At 57.2% G+C, this 16912-nt stretch carries 17 protein-coding genes and 2 pseudogenes; 7 read left to right on the top strand and 12 right to left on the bottom strand.

The window, feature by feature from the left end:
* Positions 1 to 112 precede the first annotated feature (112 nt).
* Positions 113 to 292, top strand: a pseudogene (locus tag ACVIYL_RS15195) (DNA polymerase IV); the annotation flags it as partial.
* A gap of 145 nt (positions 293 to 437) precedes the next feature.
* Positions 438 to 1043 (top strand): HAD hydrolase family protein, encoded by a 606-nt coding sequence (locus ACVIYL_RS15190; protein WP_456779026.1) that lies wholly within the window; start codon positions 438 to 440, stop codon positions 1041 to 1043.
* A 462-nt stretch (positions 1044 to 1505) separates the two neighbouring features.
* Here the strand turns inward: ACVIYL_RS15190 and ACVIYL_RS15185 are convergent, their stop codons facing one another.
* The 3 genes from ACVIYL_RS15185 to ACVIYL_RS15175 are packed head-to-tail and all read right to left on the bottom strand — an operon-like array spanning position 1506 to position 4469.
* Entirely contained in the window at positions 1506 to 1883 is a 378-nt protein-coding gene (locus tag ACVIYL_RS15185; protein WP_456779025.1) for a c-type cytochrome, read from the bottom strand.
* Between the two features lie 25 nt (positions 1884 to 1908).
* Positions 1909 to 3669 (bottom strand): GMC family oxidoreductase, encoded by a 1761-nt coding sequence (locus ACVIYL_RS15180; RefSeq protein ID WP_456779024.1) that lies wholly within the window; start codon positions 3667 to 3669, stop codon positions 1909 to 1911.
* A gap of 11 nt (positions 3670 to 3680) precedes the next feature.
* Positions 3681 to 4469, bottom strand: a complete 789-nt coding sequence (locus ACVIYL_RS15175) for a gluconate 2-dehydrogenase subunit 3 family protein (protein ID WP_456779023.1) — start codon at positions 4467 to 4469, stop codon at positions 3681 to 3683.
* Positions 4470 to 4704: 235 nt separating this feature from the next.
* On the opposite strand from ACVIYL_RS15175, the gene ACVIYL_RS15170 reads away from it, so the two are divergent.
* Positions 4705 to 5070, top strand: a complete 366-nt coding sequence (locus ACVIYL_RS15170; protein WP_456779022.1) for a LysR family transcriptional regulator — start codon at positions 4705 to 4707, stop codon at positions 5068 to 5070.
* 567 nt (positions 5071 to 5637) lie between these two features.
* Here the strand turns inward: ACVIYL_RS15170 and ACVIYL_RS15165 are convergent.
* The 6 genes from ACVIYL_RS15165 to ACVIYL_RS15140 form a co-directional block, all read right to left on the bottom strand.
* Entirely contained in the window at positions 5638 to 6465 is an 828-nt protein-coding gene (locus ACVIYL_RS15165; RefSeq protein ID WP_456779021.1) for an extracellular solute-binding protein, read from the bottom strand.
* A gap of 22 nt (positions 6466 to 6487) precedes the next feature.
* Entirely contained in the window at positions 6488 to 7210 is a 723-nt protein-coding gene (locus ACVIYL_RS15160) for an energy-coupling factor ABC transporter ATP-binding protein (protein ID WP_456779020.1), read from the bottom strand.
* Positions 7211 to 7212: 2 nt separating this feature from the next.
* Positions 7213 to 7905, bottom strand: a complete 693-nt coding sequence (locus ACVIYL_RS15155; protein ID WP_456779019.1) for an ABC transporter permease — start codon at positions 7903 to 7905, stop codon at positions 7213 to 7215.
* Positions 7906 to 8012: 107 nt separating this feature from the next.
* Entirely contained in the window at positions 8013 to 8843 is an 831-nt protein-coding gene (locus ACVIYL_RS15150; RefSeq protein ID WP_456779018.1) for a universal stress protein, read from the bottom strand.
* Between the two features lie 350 nt (positions 8844 to 9193).
* A complete protein-coding gene (gene ctaD, locus ACVIYL_RS15145; protein WP_456779017.1) occupies positions 9194 to 10804 on the bottom strand; it encodes a cytochrome c oxidase subunit I in 1611 nt (536 codons plus the stop codon).
* 763 nt (positions 10805 to 11567) lie between these two features.
* Positions 11568 to 12050 carry a universal stress protein gene (locus ACVIYL_RS15140; RefSeq protein WP_456779016.1) on the bottom strand — a complete coding sequence of 161 codons (483 nt, stop codon included), beginning with the start codon at positions 12048 to 12050 and terminating at the stop codon, positions 11568 to 11570.
* A gap of 748 nt (positions 12051 to 12798) precedes the next feature.
* Between ACVIYL_RS15140 and ACVIYL_RS15135 the strand changes: the two genes are divergently transcribed.
* From ACVIYL_RS15135 to ACVIYL_RS15120, 4 genes and pseudogenes are all read left to right on the top strand, one after another.
* A complete protein-coding gene (locus tag ACVIYL_RS15135) occupies positions 12799 to 13269 on the top strand; it encodes a DUF6306 domain-containing protein (RefSeq protein ID WP_456779015.1) in 471 nt (156 codons plus the stop codon).
* Between the two features lie 555 nt (positions 13270 to 13824).
* A pseudogene (locus ACVIYL_RS15130) lies at positions 13825 to 14259 on the top strand (PAS domain-containing protein); the annotation flags it as partial.
* A gap of 73 nt (positions 14260 to 14332) precedes the next feature.
* On the top strand, positions 14333 to 14815 hold the full coding sequence (locus ACVIYL_RS15125) for a hypothetical protein (protein ID WP_456779014.1): 483 nt from the start codon (positions 14333 to 14335) through the stop codon (positions 14813 to 14815).
* Between the two features lie 26 nt (positions 14816 to 14841).
* A complete protein-coding gene (locus tag ACVIYL_RS15120) occupies positions 14842 to 15252 on the top strand; it encodes a DUF488 domain-containing protein (RefSeq protein ID WP_456779013.1) in 411 nt (136 codons plus the stop codon).
* A gap of 397 nt (positions 15253 to 15649) precedes the next feature.
* On the opposite strand, the gene ACVIYL_RS15115 is transcribed toward ACVIYL_RS15120, so the two are convergent.
* From ACVIYL_RS15115 to ACVIYL_RS15105, 3 genes are all read right to left on the bottom strand, one after another.
* On the bottom strand, positions 15650 to 15790 hold the full coding sequence (locus tag ACVIYL_RS15115; protein WP_456781831.1) for a GreA/GreB family elongation factor: 141 nt from the start codon (positions 15788 to 15790) through the stop codon (positions 15650 to 15652).
* A 315-nt stretch (positions 15791 to 16105) separates the two neighbouring features.
* Positions 16106 to 16591, bottom strand: coding sequence for a GreA/GreB family elongation factor (locus ACVIYL_RS15110; protein ID WP_456779012.1), 486 nt, complete (start codon positions 16589 to 16591; stop codon positions 16106 to 16108).
* A 50-nt stretch (positions 16592 to 16641) separates the two neighbouring features.
* Complete coding sequence (locus ACVIYL_RS15105) at positions 16642 to 16905, bottom strand: hypothetical protein (RefSeq protein WP_456779011.1); 264 nt, start codon at positions 16903 to 16905, stop codon at positions 16642 to 16644.
* Positions 16906 to 16912: the final 7 nt, after the last annotated feature.

Here is a 16912-nt window from a genome sequence, read left to right as displayed (position 1 = left end):
GCTCGGGAGGCGCACGCCATCGTCGTGTCTGTAGATTATCCGATGGCGCGAGAAGGCAAGTTACCGGCTGTGCGACACGGCCGTCGAGGCCTACGGCCGCGTCCTAGACTAGTATTACTGGATATCGCGCGGCATCGACGAGCGGCCGGTCCGCGCGAACCGGATCCGAAAGTCCGCCGGCTGCCGAGAACACGTTTTTGACCGTCCTCACCGAACTCGGCGCCATGGTTGCCGAGTTGCAGCCGACACGGTCTGGCGGCAGTGTGAGAACACTGGCCACCGCGGACGAACAACCGGGAAGAATGATGCCGATTACTGCGATCGATGGGCGAAGATCGTAGATGCCCGACGTTTCGGAACGACAGGATGCCGAGGAGTGGGCACAGCGCTGCGGAGTGGTTCAGACACGATCCCGCTCCACAGCATCGGCGTTCTAAATGTTATGGAACCGCCCCACATGGTCGCTATCCAGGAAACGAATCGATGTCGCGACCGCACGGAAGACCCTCCAATTGATGATCAATCATGATCTTGATGTTTGGATATACACCGCGGATGACTGGTTCATCCGCGACGAGAACGCTCCTCATGTTGCGCGCGAGACGTCGATGGTAAGGTTCGAGGCAAATGTTGTGACGTCCTTCAGCGACGAACAATTGGTTCGAGCTGTGAAGATAGTCGGTGTCTCCGATGACCTTAAGCTGGTGGCAGATTGCGAAGAAGTCGCTCAGCGCACTCTGGGCAAGACTGCGAGCGCTGCTCGTTCTCAGCCCTACTATCTTGATGTGACTTATCCAAAAGCCAACAAGGGAACAGTCGTGACCACCTTGTCCAAGCTTTTCGATATTAGACCTAGCCAGATTGCCACAATCGGGGACATGCCGAATGACGTGTTCATGTTTCGCGCGAGCGGCTTTTCCATTGCTATAGGAAATTCCAGCGATGAAGTGAAATCTCAAGCAAGCGCGGTTACGGATAGCAATGAGAATGATGGTTTCGCTAAAGCGGTGCGGAAGCTTATCTTGCGACCAGCAGCCTCTTGACATGGCGTTGAATACTGACGCTCGGTTATCATCCGTCGAGACCGCAGGTCGCGGAGGCGAGCCCGATCTTGGGGACGTCAGCGCGCGTCGTCGCCACTTCCCGCACTCGTCCGCGACGAGCGCGTGGCAGTTCATATTGATTTCCGTATGATAATGGTCGCGACGAATCTTTGCACTGCCGCGTGTGGCCATATTGACCTATTCCTCTGGCAATCCGTGATGCGCTCGTGTCGTTAGCAGGCCGCGCCGTGCTGGCCTGCATTGCCGCTCGATGGCAGCCGACGATATAGCCCATCGTTGTGACCCGGCCCGCTTCCAATTCCTTCAGCCGGATGAGATTGGCATGCACCTCGCGCGTGGGTGGCTTTGGCTCGGGTCGAACCTTTCCGCTTCCGCGCGCCGGGGCTCCGTTCCATAGAGATCCGTCGCATAAAAGTTTGCCAGGGCTCCGCTGGAACGCAGCTACTTCAATGTTGCAAGGTAGCCAATGATGTCCGCCCGATCCGTCGTGTTCTTCAGCCCCGCGTAGGGCATCCTGTTTCCGGGTACGGCCTTCTGCGGCGATTCCAGATACGCATTGAGCGTCTTCTCGTCCCAGACGATTCCGGAATTCTTCATCGCGTTACTGTAGCGAAAGCCGGGAGCCGTTCCCGCCGTCCTGCCGACAATCCCTACCAGGCCCGGACCGACACGGTTCGTATGGTCCGTGGCATGGCATGCCGCGCAAGCCTTGAAGACGCTCTTTCCGTGAGCGTCATCCTGTGTGTAGGCGGGGCTCGCGGTTGAGCCTGCAAGCATGAGCGCGGCGATAAATACGCCGAACCTTCCCGTGTTCTTCATTGTTGAACTCTCTTTGCGAACGGGCTTAGAGGTGGCGCGGCCGTGCGACATAATCGTTGAGATCGTCCCCGAGTCTCAGCGCGAGCGCTCCCAACGGTCCGGTCGGATTGTAGCCCGCGTTGAAGGGGTAGACGGACGCCCCGACGACAAAGAGGTTCTCTGCGTCCCAATGCTGCAGATGGGGAGACACAACGCTGGTGCCGGGATCACTTCCCATGATCGTACCGCCTGTCACATGGGTGGTCTGGTAGACACGACCGTCGTAGGGTCCCTTACGGGGTGCCGTCGGCGGCGCGACGTCGGCGCCTGTCGCTTTGGCGATCTCATCGATCTTCTTTGAAAGATATATCGACATCTTGTGCTCGTTCTCGCGAACGTCGAACGTCATGCGCAGAAGGGGTTGTCCATAGGCATCGACATAGGTCGGATCGAGATCGACATAATTCTCGCGATGCGGATACCAGCTGCCATGCGCGGATATGCTGAAATTATGCGCGTACCAATCCGCGTTGGTCTTCTTCCACGTCGAGCCCCATTTCGGCGTTCCGGGCGGCACGGCACGACTCGTGATCGGCCGTCCGTTGGTCACATTAGCGTAGATGTATCCGCCCCCGAGGAAACCGAGTTTGCTGTGGTCAAAATTGTCGCCGTTGAATTCGTCGATCACGGTCTGTGAAGCGCCGGAAGCAAGGAACGGGTTGATCCAACGGTCCTTGAAGAAGACATGTGTGCCCGACATCGTCTGGTGGCAGAAATTCCTGCCGAGCACCCCATTGCCAGTCTTCGGATCGTAGGGCGTGCCGATCCCCGCCATCAGCAGAAACTTGTTGTTGGACATGGTAAAGGACGAAAGCACAACGACGTCGGCTGGCTGTTCATATTCTTCGCCGGTCACACGGTCTATGTAGCGCACGCCCGTCGCGCGCTTGGCCTTGCGATCATAGAGGATCTCGAGAACATGGGTTCGCAAGCGCAGCTCGAAACCCTTGCGCTTCCGCAGCATCGGGTAGAGCAGGACTTCAGGGCTTGCCTTAGCGTTGGCTTCGCAGATGAAGCGTTCGCAGTGACCACAGAACTGGCATTGACCAAGCTGCATGCCGTCAGGGTTGGTATAGGCCACCGGTGAGTTCGCCGCCGGCATGGGAAACGGTTTGTAGCCGAGCTTTTTGGCCGCTTCGGTAAAGATCACGCCCGCCTCGGTGATCGGCAGCGGCTTTTGCGGGTATTCGTTCTGCCGCGGTGCCTCGAAGGGGTTTCCGCTGTCCTGTACCTTGCCGCGCAGATTGCCCGCTTTGCCGGCAATACCGAACAGCTTCTCGAATTGGTCGTGATAGGGCTCCATTTGAGCATAGGTGACGCCCCAATCCTGGATCGCCATGTCGGCCGGAATGGCCTTCTTTCCATAGCGATTCTCGAGATGGGTGCGCATTTCCGGATCATGCTCGCCCCAGCGCCAGGTTTGGCCGTTCCAGTGATTGGCAGCACCGCCCATCCCCTCCCCCGGCTTGAAGGCCTGAAGGCGTCGTATCGGCAGGGCCGTCTCGCCACCATTATGGCGAAGCGTGTAGGTCTGGATGGACCAATCCTGAAAGAGGTTGCCATGGACGTCCCAGCGCAGTTCGTCGCGCTGCGAGGGCAGACTTGTTGCGGCGCTATGGGTGCGGTCGTCGCCGCGCTCGAGGACGAGAACGTCGACGCCTTTTGCCGTCAGCTGCCTGGCGGCCAGCGCGGCTGTAAATCCTCCGCCAACGAAAACGACAGTGCGGTGCTTTAAGCGTGTAGCCATGATTACCTCCCTTAGGCGAAGTCGGCGATCGATTTCGGATCGGCGGCACCAGGGAAGGGCTTGCCTCGAAAATCGATCATGTCCTGCGAATAAACCGCAGGAAGGCCTGGATAGCCGATGGCTCTCCAGAACACCTTGTCGACATTGCCGCCGTAAACTGGATCGGCGAAACACGCTTGCTCAAATAACGGATAGACGAGTTCGTTGAACCACGAAGCGAGCGGGACGCTCTCGTCTGTCACCTTGTCATCGGCAATTTCGTGAAGAAATTTGTCCGCGCCACTCTCATCCAATTCACTGAAGCGTTTGCCGTACTGCCTTTGGCAGGCCACATCTGCGGCAGCGAGCCCCGCCTTGAAAAACTGCTCGGGTGTGAGCGGTAATTGATAGCCCAGCTCAGGTTTACCTTCTCGCCAGGGGCCGCGCATATATAGCCGCGCGCCCTTGCCGAAGCCGCCGGCGAGTTGCCGATCGATGAAGACCCCAAGCCCGCAATCGACGCCGCCGGGTGTCAGCGCATCCGCCGGACACATCACGTTGACCATTGCCTCGACGAAGCCGGCTTCGTCTGGTCCGAAGGACAGATAGCCAGGTACTGGCAGCGGTAGTTTGCTCTCGCCGGAGCCAGCGGCAGAATTCGCGGTCTGGGCGGTTGCAGGCTGGGCCGCTTCTACAAGAACAGTGGTTGTGGCGGCCGTGGCGAGGACGGCGCGCGGCGACATCGAAGCTGCGCCGACAACCCCGGCGAGGAAGTCACGCCGGTTCGCACGAAGGGTCTTGTCGATCCGATCATTGGTCATGGGAGTTTCATTCCTGTTTGCAGATCACGAAACAATGGCGCGACAATCCAGGTGAGAGGCGAACGACATTCAGACTCTGCCTGAGTAACCCGCCGACAAGTAGTGCCGCGTCAGCATCGTCTTAACTTGTATGCTGTGTCTCATCCGAAATAGCCTCTAACAAGCGAATTTAATTGACACTTCAGTGCATCATTTGTGTTGATGAAGCATCGATATCGAACTCGTCGGAACCTTCTTGGAAATCGTTTCGACAGGAAGCTTTGTCCGGGCGTCGGAGCGTCTCAATCTCGGTCAAACAACCATGAGCGCCCGTATGCGTCTTCTTGAGCAGCAGTTCGGGCGGTCGCTGTTCGTGCGCAACAAAAGTGGGGCGGCGCTGACACTGGCCGGCGAGCGGTTTTTGCGGCATGCGCCGACGTTCGAGCAACTGTGGCAGCGGGCGCGTCACCAAGTGGCGTTGCCGCCTGGTTACGGCGCCGCGTTGACCATCGCCAGCGAGGTTACGTTATCGCAAGCGTTCTTGGTCGACTGGGTGCTGTGGATGCGGCGATCGCTTCCTGACATCGCGCTTCGCGCCCACGTCGACGTGCCGCAAGGTTGAAAGGAGGCATGCATTCGATACAATCGCTGTGGACGGCTGCATCATAGACCGCTCCCGAGTATGTAGTAATACCGATCGGTATCCTCTCAACATCAAACTCGCTGATCGGGTTGGCCTCTCGCGGTGGCTGACCACCCTCCATTGTCAAGGATGCCGCCGCGGCGTGCGGCTACAAGTGACCTTGCCTACGCGCCCGCGGTTCAGCTTGCCCCTGGGCGACCTCTGATCGGAGCCATCCTTATCGTCGAGAGAAGCACGAAGGACGTCCTTTCCGATGCCATCGGATCAGCATCATTCTTTTGGCCGTCCTGCTGCGCCTCTTCGCCGTTACCGGGATTTGGATGGTCGCTACCTGGAGCTCTGCGGGCGAAGTAGAGATGAGCAAGCATGGGTGGATCGCCATGGGCCTCGGAACGTTCTTTTCCATCATAATCGGTTGCGGTCTCATGGCCTTGATGTTTCACAACAGCCGCAGCGGCCACGATGACGTCGCCGACCCGTTCCGCAAAAGACGAAGCCGCCAGCCTAGGGCGCTACTGGGACAATTTGCCAAGGCTGCTGCGCGCATCAGGCGCCGGCAGCGCCGGCATTGGGGTAAAACAGTTGCTCGCCATTGACCTTGTAATCGGCGATCGCCTTCTGGCCTTCGGCCGAAACCAGCCAGTCGATGAATTGCTGGCCCAATTCCTGCTTTACACTGGGATGCTTCGCCGGATTTACCAGTATGACGCCATACTGGTTGAATAGCCGCTTGTCGCCTTCGACAGCGATGACGAGATCACCCTTGTTTTTGAACGAGAGCCAGGTGGCGCGGTCGGCGAGTACATAAGCCTTCGAAGCCGACGCGGAATTGAGCGCAGCACCCATGCCCTGGCCAATCTCCTTGTACCAAGGGCCCTTGTCCTTCCCGATGTCGACGCCCGCGATGCCCCAGAGTTTGAGTTCAGCCTGATGCGTTCCGGATTTGTCGCCGCGAGAAATGAACGGGACGCCCTTGTCCTTCAGTGTTTTGAGTGCGGCAACGATATCCTTCGATCCCTTGATGCCGGCAGGATCGCGTTGCGGGCCGACCAAGATGAAGTCGTTGTACATTACCGGGTAACGCTTGACGCCGAACCCCTCCGCTATGAATTTTTCCTCCGCGACCCTAGCGTGGACGAACACGACGTCGGCGTCGCCACGGCGGCCGGTATCGATCGCCTGGCCCGTGCCTTGCGCGACGACCCTCACATCGATTCCCGTCTTCGACTTAAACAGCGGCAGGAGGTGGCCGAACAAACCGGAGTCTTGCGTCGAAGTGGTTGAAGCCACCAGAATCGACTTTTCCTGCGCGACGGCCGTGGCGGCAAATACCACACCGGCAGCGACGGTAATCAGCAAGCGGCTTATGAACATCTTATATCTCCTACCGGTTTTATCAGACGAGCAATTCTCCGGCGAGGAATGTTCTTGCTTCGCTGCTCCGCGGTGCACTGAAGAACGACGATGCGGGACCGGATTCGATCGCCCGGCCTCGGTGAAGCAGAATGATTTCGCCCGCCAGCCGCCGGGCTTCGCCGAGATCATGGGTTGCCATCACCACCTTGATGCCACGCTGGCTCACCGCGCGGATGATATCCTCGATCGCCTTGGTGGCGGCGGGATCGAGACTCGCGGTCGGCTCATCCAGCAGGAGTATTTCTGGGTCGCGGGCGAGCGCGCGAGCCAGCGCGAGTCGCTGCTGCTCGCCACCTGAGAGCCGGCGAGCGGGACGATCTGCCAGTTCTTCGAGGCCGACCAACGCGAGAAGATCGCCAATACGGCGGTTCTGTTCCACTCGCGCGACGCCTGACCCACGCAGCGCATAGCGGACATTGCCACCTACACTGCGCCTGAACATCACGGGGCGCTGGAACACGATGGCTCGCCGCGTCGGGGGAGCATCCTCCCGTCCCCCCCAGCTTATGTGCCCCTGCGATGGAGCTGCCAGGCCCATCGCGGCGCGCAGCAGCGTGCTTTTCCCAGAACCGTTTGGGCCGACTAAAATCGTCGGCGGTCCGGCGTTTAGCGTCAGTGCGATGCGATCCAGGATCGTCACCGCCCCGGCTGCGACCGTCACGTTCTCGAACCTGATCGGCAGATCTGTGATTGGCGCGCGCATAGTCACGCCGCCATTCGCTCGCCCGCGCGACGCGCGGTCCAGGCGAGTGCGTTGACCGCGACCACAATCGCAATCAGCACCATGCCGAGCCCGACGGCCAGCGGGAGGTCGCCCTTGGAAGTCTCGAGTGCAATCGCCGTCGTCATCGTGCGGGTAAATCCCTCGATGTTGCCACCCACAATGATGATCGCGCCGACCTCCGCTGCCGCACGGCCAAAGCCAGCCAGCAGCGCGGTGACGAGACTAAAGCGTGCATCCCAGATCAGTGTCATCACGCGCTCGGCCGGACCGATATTCATCGCAGACATTTCATCGCGATATTCTGTCCACAAATCCTCGATGGTCTGGCGCGTGAGCGCGGCGATGATCGGGGCAACCAGCACCGTTTGCGCGATTACCATCGCCTTTGGCGTGAACAATAGGCTCCACGACCCTAGTGGACCCGACCGAGAGAGCGCCAGGAAAACCACTAATCCGACCACCACGGGTGGCAGGCCCATCAGCGCGTTGAGCACGACGATGACGCCCTCCCGGCAGGGAAACCGTATCAGCGCCATCAAGGCCCCACACGGCAGACCGATTAGGGCGGCAAGTAATACGGCGGAGAGTGTCACCATGAGCGACAGCCGTACGATCGCCAGGAGCTCCGGATCACCGGTTAGTAACAAGTGAACCGCAGAAACGTCGTCCGGCATTTGTTGTACCCACCTTGTCTATCTTGAGCAGATGCCGCGGTGCCTGACTGCGCCAAGCGCTTCATTATCTTGGCATCGGCCTTTCTTTCTCCTGTCCTCGATCTGATTCAATGCGACATCAGGGTTGGAACCACTGTCGATTCGAGAATGTCGCGGGTCGCACCACCTAACACGAATTCACGAAGCCGCGAGTGACCATAGCCGCCCATTACAATTAGATCCACCGATTGCTGCGCAGCATGAGAACGAATCCTAAGTGATGCGTCTTGGCCGTGAGCGACAATATTTCTAAGTTCGACAATTACACCGTGTCGTGAAAGATGGTGCGCGATGTACAGTCCGGGCATGCCGTCATCAGGCTTTGCTCCAGTTGCAACAGTTACCACTTCAACCTGCTTGGCTCTCGTTAGGAATGGCATGGCGTCAGCTATAGCACGCGCCGCGTTATGACTGCCGTCCCAGCAAACGAGAATCCGGTCAAACTTGACTCCACCTTGCTGGAACTGAGGAACGATCACGATTGGACGACCGGATCCAAGCAGCGCGGCCTCGATCATGACCTCGTCGGAACCGTCGCCTTCCGGGTCAGCTTGAGGAAGGATCGTCAAATCGAACCTTCGCGCAGTGCGCGCAAGGAGTTCAGGGAGGTTGATCGCTCCTGCGTTGAGAACCATCGATTCAGCGGAGAGGCCCTCTCGCTGCCACGCTTTTTCGAACCGGACTTTTGCAGTCTCCGCCGCGGCTTCGACCTCGCGACGATAGTGATCTAGAACAACCGTCGCTGCACCATCAAACAGCGCACCAACGGTGACCAGGTCTTGCACAAACGTAACACCCGTGAGGTGCGCATCGAAAGCCCTCGCGACTGCTGCGGCGTACTCCACCGCGAATGAGGGCTCCTCGCCCGTCGGAAGCGTCACTAGAATGTCCTTGATCATGATCACTCTCCACCTGTAGCCGCATAGACGCCGTACTCGGATCACCTGGCCTGGGTTTGGTTCCTGCGAAGCGGGCGGTCCCACGGGGCACCATTGCAAACTGCGCTCGGACCCCCACGCTGCAGTCATCACATAAGCTGCACTAAGTAGAGCAGGCCGCCGAGACCGCCGACCAGCCCCATGGTCACCCCAATCACGATCATGGCGGCCCCTATAAAAGAAACATCCCGCACGGCAGCATCACTCGGTGCTTTCGAGACAGATCAGGCCATCCAGATCGACGATCGGGTACCGATGGTGACTTCCTCCGCCCAAACAACACTTGATTGGACACTGCAGCCTCCGTGCATCTAGTCAATTCGCGGCAAGACCTTAAATTGATGAAACGGCGGCGGCGACGACAACGTCCACTCCAGTGTGGTCGCGCCGGGCCCCCAAGGATTGTCGGCAGCCTTCTCCTTCCGGGCGAAGGCACAGACCATGCCCACCAAGAACACGATCAGACCAGCCGCCGAGATATAAGACCCGACCGAGGCAATCTGGTTCAAGCCTCCAAATGCGTCGGGATAATCTGCAACTCGTCGCGGCATCCCGGACAAACCAAGGAAATGCATCGGAAAAAACGCTAGGTTGACCCCAACAAATGTCAGCCAGAAGTGCAGCTTGGCGAGCGCTTCCGAGTACATGTATCCAGTCATTTTCGGAAACCAATAGTACCAACCCGCGAAGATCGCGAACACGGCGCCAAGCGACAGTACATAATGGAAGTGGGCAACTACGTAGTAGGTATCGTGCAGCACCCGGTCGATCCCCGGATTGGCGAGCACAACGCCGGTGACGCCGCCGACCGTAAATACGAAGATGAATCCGATCGCCCACAGCATCGGCGCTCGAAATGTTATGGAGCCGCCCCACATGGTCGCAATCCAAGAGAAAATCTTGATGCCGGTCGGCACGGCTATCACCATGCTGGCAAAGGCAAAATAAGCCTGGGCGCTGCTTGACATTCCGACAGTATACATATGATGAGCCCAGACTAGAAAACCGATAACTCCGATTGCAAGCAGAGCATAGACCATTCCTAGATAGCCGAAGATCGGCTTGCGGCTGAAGGTGGAAACGACGTGGCTGATGATGCCAAAGCCTGGCAGAATCATGATGTAAACCTCGGGGTGACCGAAGAACCAGAACAAGTGTTGATACAACGCCGGATCGCCGCCGCTTTCCGGCGCGAAGAAGGTTGATCCAAAATTGCGATCGGTGAGAAGCATCGTGATAGCGCCGGCGAGTACGGGCAGCGACAGCAAAAGCAGGAACGCCGTCACGAGAACAGACCAAGCGAATAGCGGCATTTTGTGCAGCGTCATGCCCGGGGCTCGCATATTGAAGATAGTGGTGATGAAATTGATCGAGCCGAGAATTGAGGATGCCCCAGCGATATGCATTGACAGGATAACGAAATCGACTGCCGGCCCCGGGTGGCCCGACGTCGACAACGGGGCGTAGAGCGTCCACCCGGTACCAGCGCCGCTCGAGGCCGGCGCGCCTTCGACGAACACCGAGATGACGAGCAGCGCAAACGAGGCTGGCAGCAACCAAAACGATATGTTGTTCATGCGCGGAAACGCCATATCGGGCGCGCCAATCATCAGCGGCACCATCCAGTTGCCAAATCCACCCATCATCGCCGGCATGAGCGTGAAAAAGATCATGATTAGACCATGGCCGGTTACGAACACGTTGTAGGTATGCGTGTTGATGAACATCTGCAGGCCAGGCTGCTGCAACTCCATCCTAATCACGACAGAAATGATCGCACCGATCAGGCCGGCGCAGATTGCGAACACAAAGTACATCGTGCCGATGTCTTTGTGGTTGGTCGAATAAAGATAACGCCGCCAGCCGCTCGGAATTGCATGGGCTTCCTCATGCGCGTCAACAACTCTCGACACAGTCGGCATCACCAGCTCCGAATTCGGTCAGATTTTCCGGGCATCCAATCTGCCATCCGTCTCATCGACGGACACATCAAGCAAACGAAATTAATTGCAGTCTGAATGCAGTATTTCTGGTGTTGTAGCTGACCAATCGTACCAGCGATGCAGCTCGAAGCGGCTGGGCCGACAACTTCTGACGAATATGCAGCGATCACCTTCTGCCAAGGATCACGCGATTGAACGCGCTCTCAAATGCTCTGAGACCACAGTGAGATTGACCGGCTGGCAAGCGACTTGCGAGCTTCTTCCTATAATCGCCAAGAAGGCTTCGAGTATCTAGGAGTTACCGTCGGATATATCTCGTGGATCTTGCGGAACTCACGCGCGATCTCCCCATAGCCGATTGCATCCAGGAAGTCGCAGAGAACCGTGTCCGCCTCCGAATGCACGTCGGAGCAGTTGTCGTTCCTTTGCAGAGATTGAAGTCTATTGATCGCGTCTTGCTTTGTCATCGTGCACTCGATTTGTGAGTTTGGAGCACACGGGCAATGCAACCGTCCTCCTTGCGATTAGACACCAAGCTGCAGGTCCGGCGAGCCGGATATGACATCGAACAGATGCTATTCACGGCGGCCTTTCCGCGATCAACCAACTTCTCAAAGCTTGAGATCGGCACGTCGCACTTCGGGATCATCTATGAGTTTCATGGCGGACCCGCCAGAAACAGAACGACGTGATTCCGCGACGTAGCCAGCAAAGGGCTGGCTAGTAGAGGAACAAGGTAAGTTCACCTTTTTCCCCGCACCTTCAGTTGTTGAATCGACGTAACGTTGCTCGACCGGTGCTCGGACTTTACGGCTACGAGCACGCTGCATGGCGGCTCATGCAGAATTGATTCGCCTACGGACCCATTCAGCCAGCGCGCAAGCGTCCCTTGATCCCGATGACCAACGACGATCAAATCTGCCCCTATCTCTCTTGCGGACAGAATTATCTGCTCCGTTGGCTTGCCGTACTTGAGTTCGGCAACCGCCGTGCATCCGGCACCGCGTAAGCGTTTCGCGCCCTCATCGAGCACGGCTTGAATTACGAACCGTTGATTGTCGGGGATGAAAGACATTGCCTCAACGATGAGCATGCTTTCGGACGGGTCTATGATCGCAACAAGATGAACCGTTGCATCACACAACGACGCCAGCTTTTCGGCTTGAGCCAGAGCTTCGCGGCCATCGGGCGATCCGTCGAAAGCCAAGAGAATATTTTGGTACATGTTAGAGCTCCTTTTTGCACCCCGAGCTACTGAGCCGACGATAGATGCATCTGGCCGCCCGTGGCCCCACCCCTGCGCTCGCATCGGACCCGGCCCGCGGCTGCCGAGTACGGTCCCTCACGGGATTGCTTTGGTACCAAGACAACTTGGGGCAGGCAGCCGCACACTTTGTCAGGCCTGGCGCCCGCTGCTGCGAATAGGTATCAAAACTGGCCGCGGACGTCGTTCATCGCTCGGCCCGAGCTCAGGGAGCAATGACCGATCGTTGCCAAACGTTTCGGAATTGACCCAATGCCGACGAACGTCCACGGCTTGCCTTAGGCTTCTGAGCAAAGAACTCACCAGCCTACCTCCCGAAAACGAAATTCGTGTCATCCGGATCTCCACTGTTTGCATCTCGCCGCGGGCGCCAATCGGCCCGCTCCCGCCATAATCAGCGTATGCCCCCTACAGATTTGGACAAACGAAAAGTCTCATCACTTAATATCGACTTTATTGATAGGGGTCCGCATGGACACAGAGCTGGCAAGACCCTTACTGACCGCATCACGAGTGGACGCTGCATCAGCGACGCTGGCCTCACACACCGTCTTCGAAGAACAACTTTCTTGAGGCAAACCGACAATATTTCTCGCTTGTGAAATTCGGTCAACGGGCGAGAATTGAGTGGGAGCCTACAAGCAACAGACGGCCTCAAGGAGTCGGAAAGCTGCAGCTCCTCATCTCGTTTTTGCGGGGAAACGAAATCATGCAGAAAGTCTGGTTATCACAACAAGCTGGGATAAATGAGTGCGATCCTGTTCACTTCGGCTATTGGTCTCAGGAGGAAGTACTGAATTTTCTCAGGGAGCTTCTTGAACGCGAGCGCATCGGCGTCAAAGCATTCGCCGCAATCGGGCGCGCGGCCGAGGTTCACGTTGCAGATCTGGTTTTTGAATCTGAACTGGCCCAAGGGGCGATCTGCGTTCTACTCAAAAAGGAGATTGCCATGCGAGGAGGAACCGATGGGGCTCGCAGCAAAACGACAACCACTATGCCTGGCGCAAACAGCAGTCTTCAGCGGGTGATCGCATTCGCAAGCTGCAACCAGACTAGGTTGGCCGATACGATCGAAGAAGCCGTCTTGAATATCTTCGATTCAAAACTCAATGCGAAGCTTATGTACCTGCTGCTGCTGCACCGTAAGCAGGTCGAGCAACTTGACAACCTTATCGCTTAGGCCGACTTCCTGATCTTGGTCGACTTTCCCTCAGGCTACGGGAAACGTCTTCGAGCAGAGTTTGTAGCTAACAGTCCAGACTAATCGGTTGCTTGGTGAATGTTGTCCACTATCACAGCGCCAACTCTGACATTGCTGCTTCTGGCAGTTGTTGTCGGCCTCGGCGGCGCCATCGTGTGGGCGCTCTGGGAGATTGAGCGGGCGTCCAAACCGCGACGCGGGAGCGACCGTTTTGGTTAGTCAGGTTCATGCAGCGCCGCTGTGTATGAAAATTGGAGGACCTAATGGCCGCAAGAGAGACTTTTGCACAACGAGAAAAGAGAGAGCTCGACCTTCAGTTGGATGAAGAACTCGAGGGCACATTTCCGGCAAGTGATCCCCCAAGATTACTCGCTTTTCCAATGAGTCTCGCCGCTCTCCGGACCGAATAGAAAAGAACGCTTTTATACCGAAGAATGATTGACTTCCGTTGAGCAGGCATCGCGGCTCCAACCCTAGTCGAGAACATCTCAATGCACTCGTGCAATGACCTTTAATTTTGTAGAGGACCACGTGATGGCGGACTCCAAGTTGAAGGGAACGACGAGCATACCGAACGGTCTTGTCGATGCAATTCTTGGAACAGTTTCGGATGCAATTCTTGCCACGGATACCGACGGCTTTATCACCTTTTGGAATCCTGGGGCGACCCGGATATTCGGCTTCACCTCCTAGGAGGCTGTCGGCAGTTCTCTCGATTTGATCATTCCGGAAAATCTCAGAGCACGCCATTGGGCAGGATACCACCGGGTAATGGCAACCGGCGAAAACCATTACGGCCAAGGCGCCCTTTTGTCCGTGCCCGGATTGACCAAGGACGGACGGCGTATTTCTGTCGAGTTCACGATCATCTTGTTGCACGACCAGGGAAGAGAGCTGGTTGGAACGGCAGCCATCCTCCGGGACGCAACAATGCGTTTTGAAGAACTCCGCGAACTGAGGCGTCAGCTCAGGAAATCGAATCGGGGTGGCGCCTCACCGATTGTCAACACCGCGACTTCCCCAGGGAAAGTGGGAGTGTCAAATGACTGCACTTCCTCGTCTCGAGTCTCAGTATGATGCATTTCTATTCGCATCCATTTGCGAAGCAGATGAGATGACATTAAGCGTCTTGTCTGTACTCGCACGTCACGACGTCGATCCATGGCAAGAGGCTGCTCGCTTGGCGCAACTTTCCAAGGATCAGGCAGTAAGCAGCCTTGCTTCGAAGATCTGGAAATCCAACAGCGAGCGGTGGTCCGCGTCAGAGGCGAGCATTCTGGCGGCACGTTTGATCGAACTTCTGCCCTCACATCGCCGTCCCAGTTCCAGCCAACTCTGGGCAGATGACGGCAACGGCCGGCTGACATTTTGGATAGTCGCCGGGATGCTATTTATGTCAATCGCGATATCTGGAAATAGCATACAGAAATTGGCCAGGGACTCCAGCGGCCCGGATCATAGCGTCGGCATGGCCATACAGGATGTTTCGGTCATACGATCGCCCCGCGGGATTGGAACAGACTGACCCGGCGAAGATTTTGGAGAATATCAATGAGCAAGAAAATCGTTGCCGAGAACATCAAGCTCAAGCGGGCATACGACCCGGCTCGTTCGGGCGATGGCACTCGAATACTGATCGACCGGCTCTGGCCGCGCGGCGTCAGAAAAATAGATGCTGCGATCGATCTATGGGCTAAGGATATCGCTCCGAGCACGGCGCTACGGAAATGGTTCGGACATGATCCTGCTCGTTGGCATGAATTTCGACGCCGCTACTCGGACGAGATACGTCGGCATCAAGACAGGTTAGACGAACTGCGCGCCCTCGCTCGGAAAGGACGCATTACGCTCGTTTTTGCAGCACACGATGAGGCTCACAACGACGCTGTCGTCTTGAGGGAGACCCTCCTTGGTCGGAGCATCCCTCGAAAGTCTTTTCCTCCTCCCTCGTCATCGCTCTGACCGCATCAATCGCGGCTTTGCAGACCGCCTCCCCTGATTATGCGCAAGTGTGTTCGCGGCGCTCTGTTCCTGGACCGCCGTGACATTCAAACATAGATTGGATTTAGTACGCATGCTGGCGGGCTGTGGATCATTCAAGGACAAGCCCAGGGCTGCGCTCACTCTAACCGAAAATGGCGACTCCGGGCGCGCCCCGTTCTCGATATCGAATTCCTGGGTCAGGGGAGATCGAGCGATCGAGCGAGCCGTGATGGGGGCGCCAATAGAGGACGGGCCAAATCGCCCGACTGATGGGAGTCAGGATTACAACCTGACTGGTGCCGGCGTCTCCAAGTCGGGTAGAAGCGCGAGCGCGATGACAACCCGTGCGCACCGCGCCCTTTCCTCCAATGACCGGCTAGATGGCGCGCCGCACCTTGAGCACGGTCAATTCACGCCTTTGGCCGGTCCTCGTGTGGAACGAAATGGTCTGATTGACCGAAAGTCCGAGAAGCGCGGCGCCGATCGGCGTCAACACGGAGACGCGCCGACACGTGATGTCTGCATCAAACGGATAAACCAGAATGATCTCCTGAGTCTTTCTGGTCTGTTCGTCCCCACTTGGCTGCCAAGATTGACGATGTCCGGTCGCAGCTTCTCCGCCGGGAGAACGTGCGCACGATCGAGTTCTTCACGAAGATATTCGCATACGTCCGTCATCGGCCCGCTCGTCAGCGACGACAATGCGGAGAGCCTGGCGAAGTGGTTCGCATCAATTGCAATTGGAGGCCTCATTTCAACTACCTTTTCCCGATGCATTTCTTACTCCTTAACGTTCATCGAGCGACTCAGCTCGCTTTGCGCCTTACCCGCTTTAGGCGGCCTGGGGACCATCATCAGGCCCGGGAGACGTGGTTGAATGCCGAGTGGTCCTGCGGCGGTCTTTGCGCAGGAAGCGTAAGGGAGCGCCCGACGGCGCTACGACACCCTCTACTATTACGGAGTGAATTCCACCTTCGATATTGAAGAACTTCATGCGATGTCCGATGCCTAATCCGAGAACGGCGGCACCCAATGGTGAAAGCACCGACAGTTCTATTTGACCGTTTCTAAGTTCCTCTGGGCAGACCAGAACTTTACTTTCAGAGCGTCTACCGCCGTCGACCCTATATGTTACCCATTCGTTTATGCAGGCGACGCCGTCAGGCCTCTTGTCGGTGTCGAACACGATGGCCCGACGGATCTCCGACATCAAAAAGCTACCGACCGGATGACGCTCTCTCAAGGCGTTATCGGCCAGCCGTTCAAGACGCGCGAAGTCTCGTCGCGCGATGATGATTGGTGGTAAATGCTCAGCCATATCGACTCCTACTTCCACCTGCTTGCGCCGTTCACTAACTAAAAAGCCTACTACGAACGCTCGCGCTCTGAAGAAGCCAGACATATGCTCCGCATCTCACGAGCAAGATCGACGAGGTTATCGGTGTATTCGCCAAGCGCGTTCAGTTGATCTCGACAATGTGCACCCGAAGTCTCGATCGCCTCCATTCCAGTTTTCACGCCCGCAAGCCGGACTAAATATTCAAGCGATTTCAACCCGCTGGCGCCGGACAATTGCATGATCTTGCGGTTATGGTCGGCGATAGTCGTAAATGCAGCGCCGGCGGCTTTCATGTACAAT

The organism is Bradyrhizobium sp. USDA 3315 (assembly GCF_054056795.1).
Note: the sequence above shows the minus strand (reverse complement) of the source record. Positions and strands in the feature narration are given on the sequence as shown.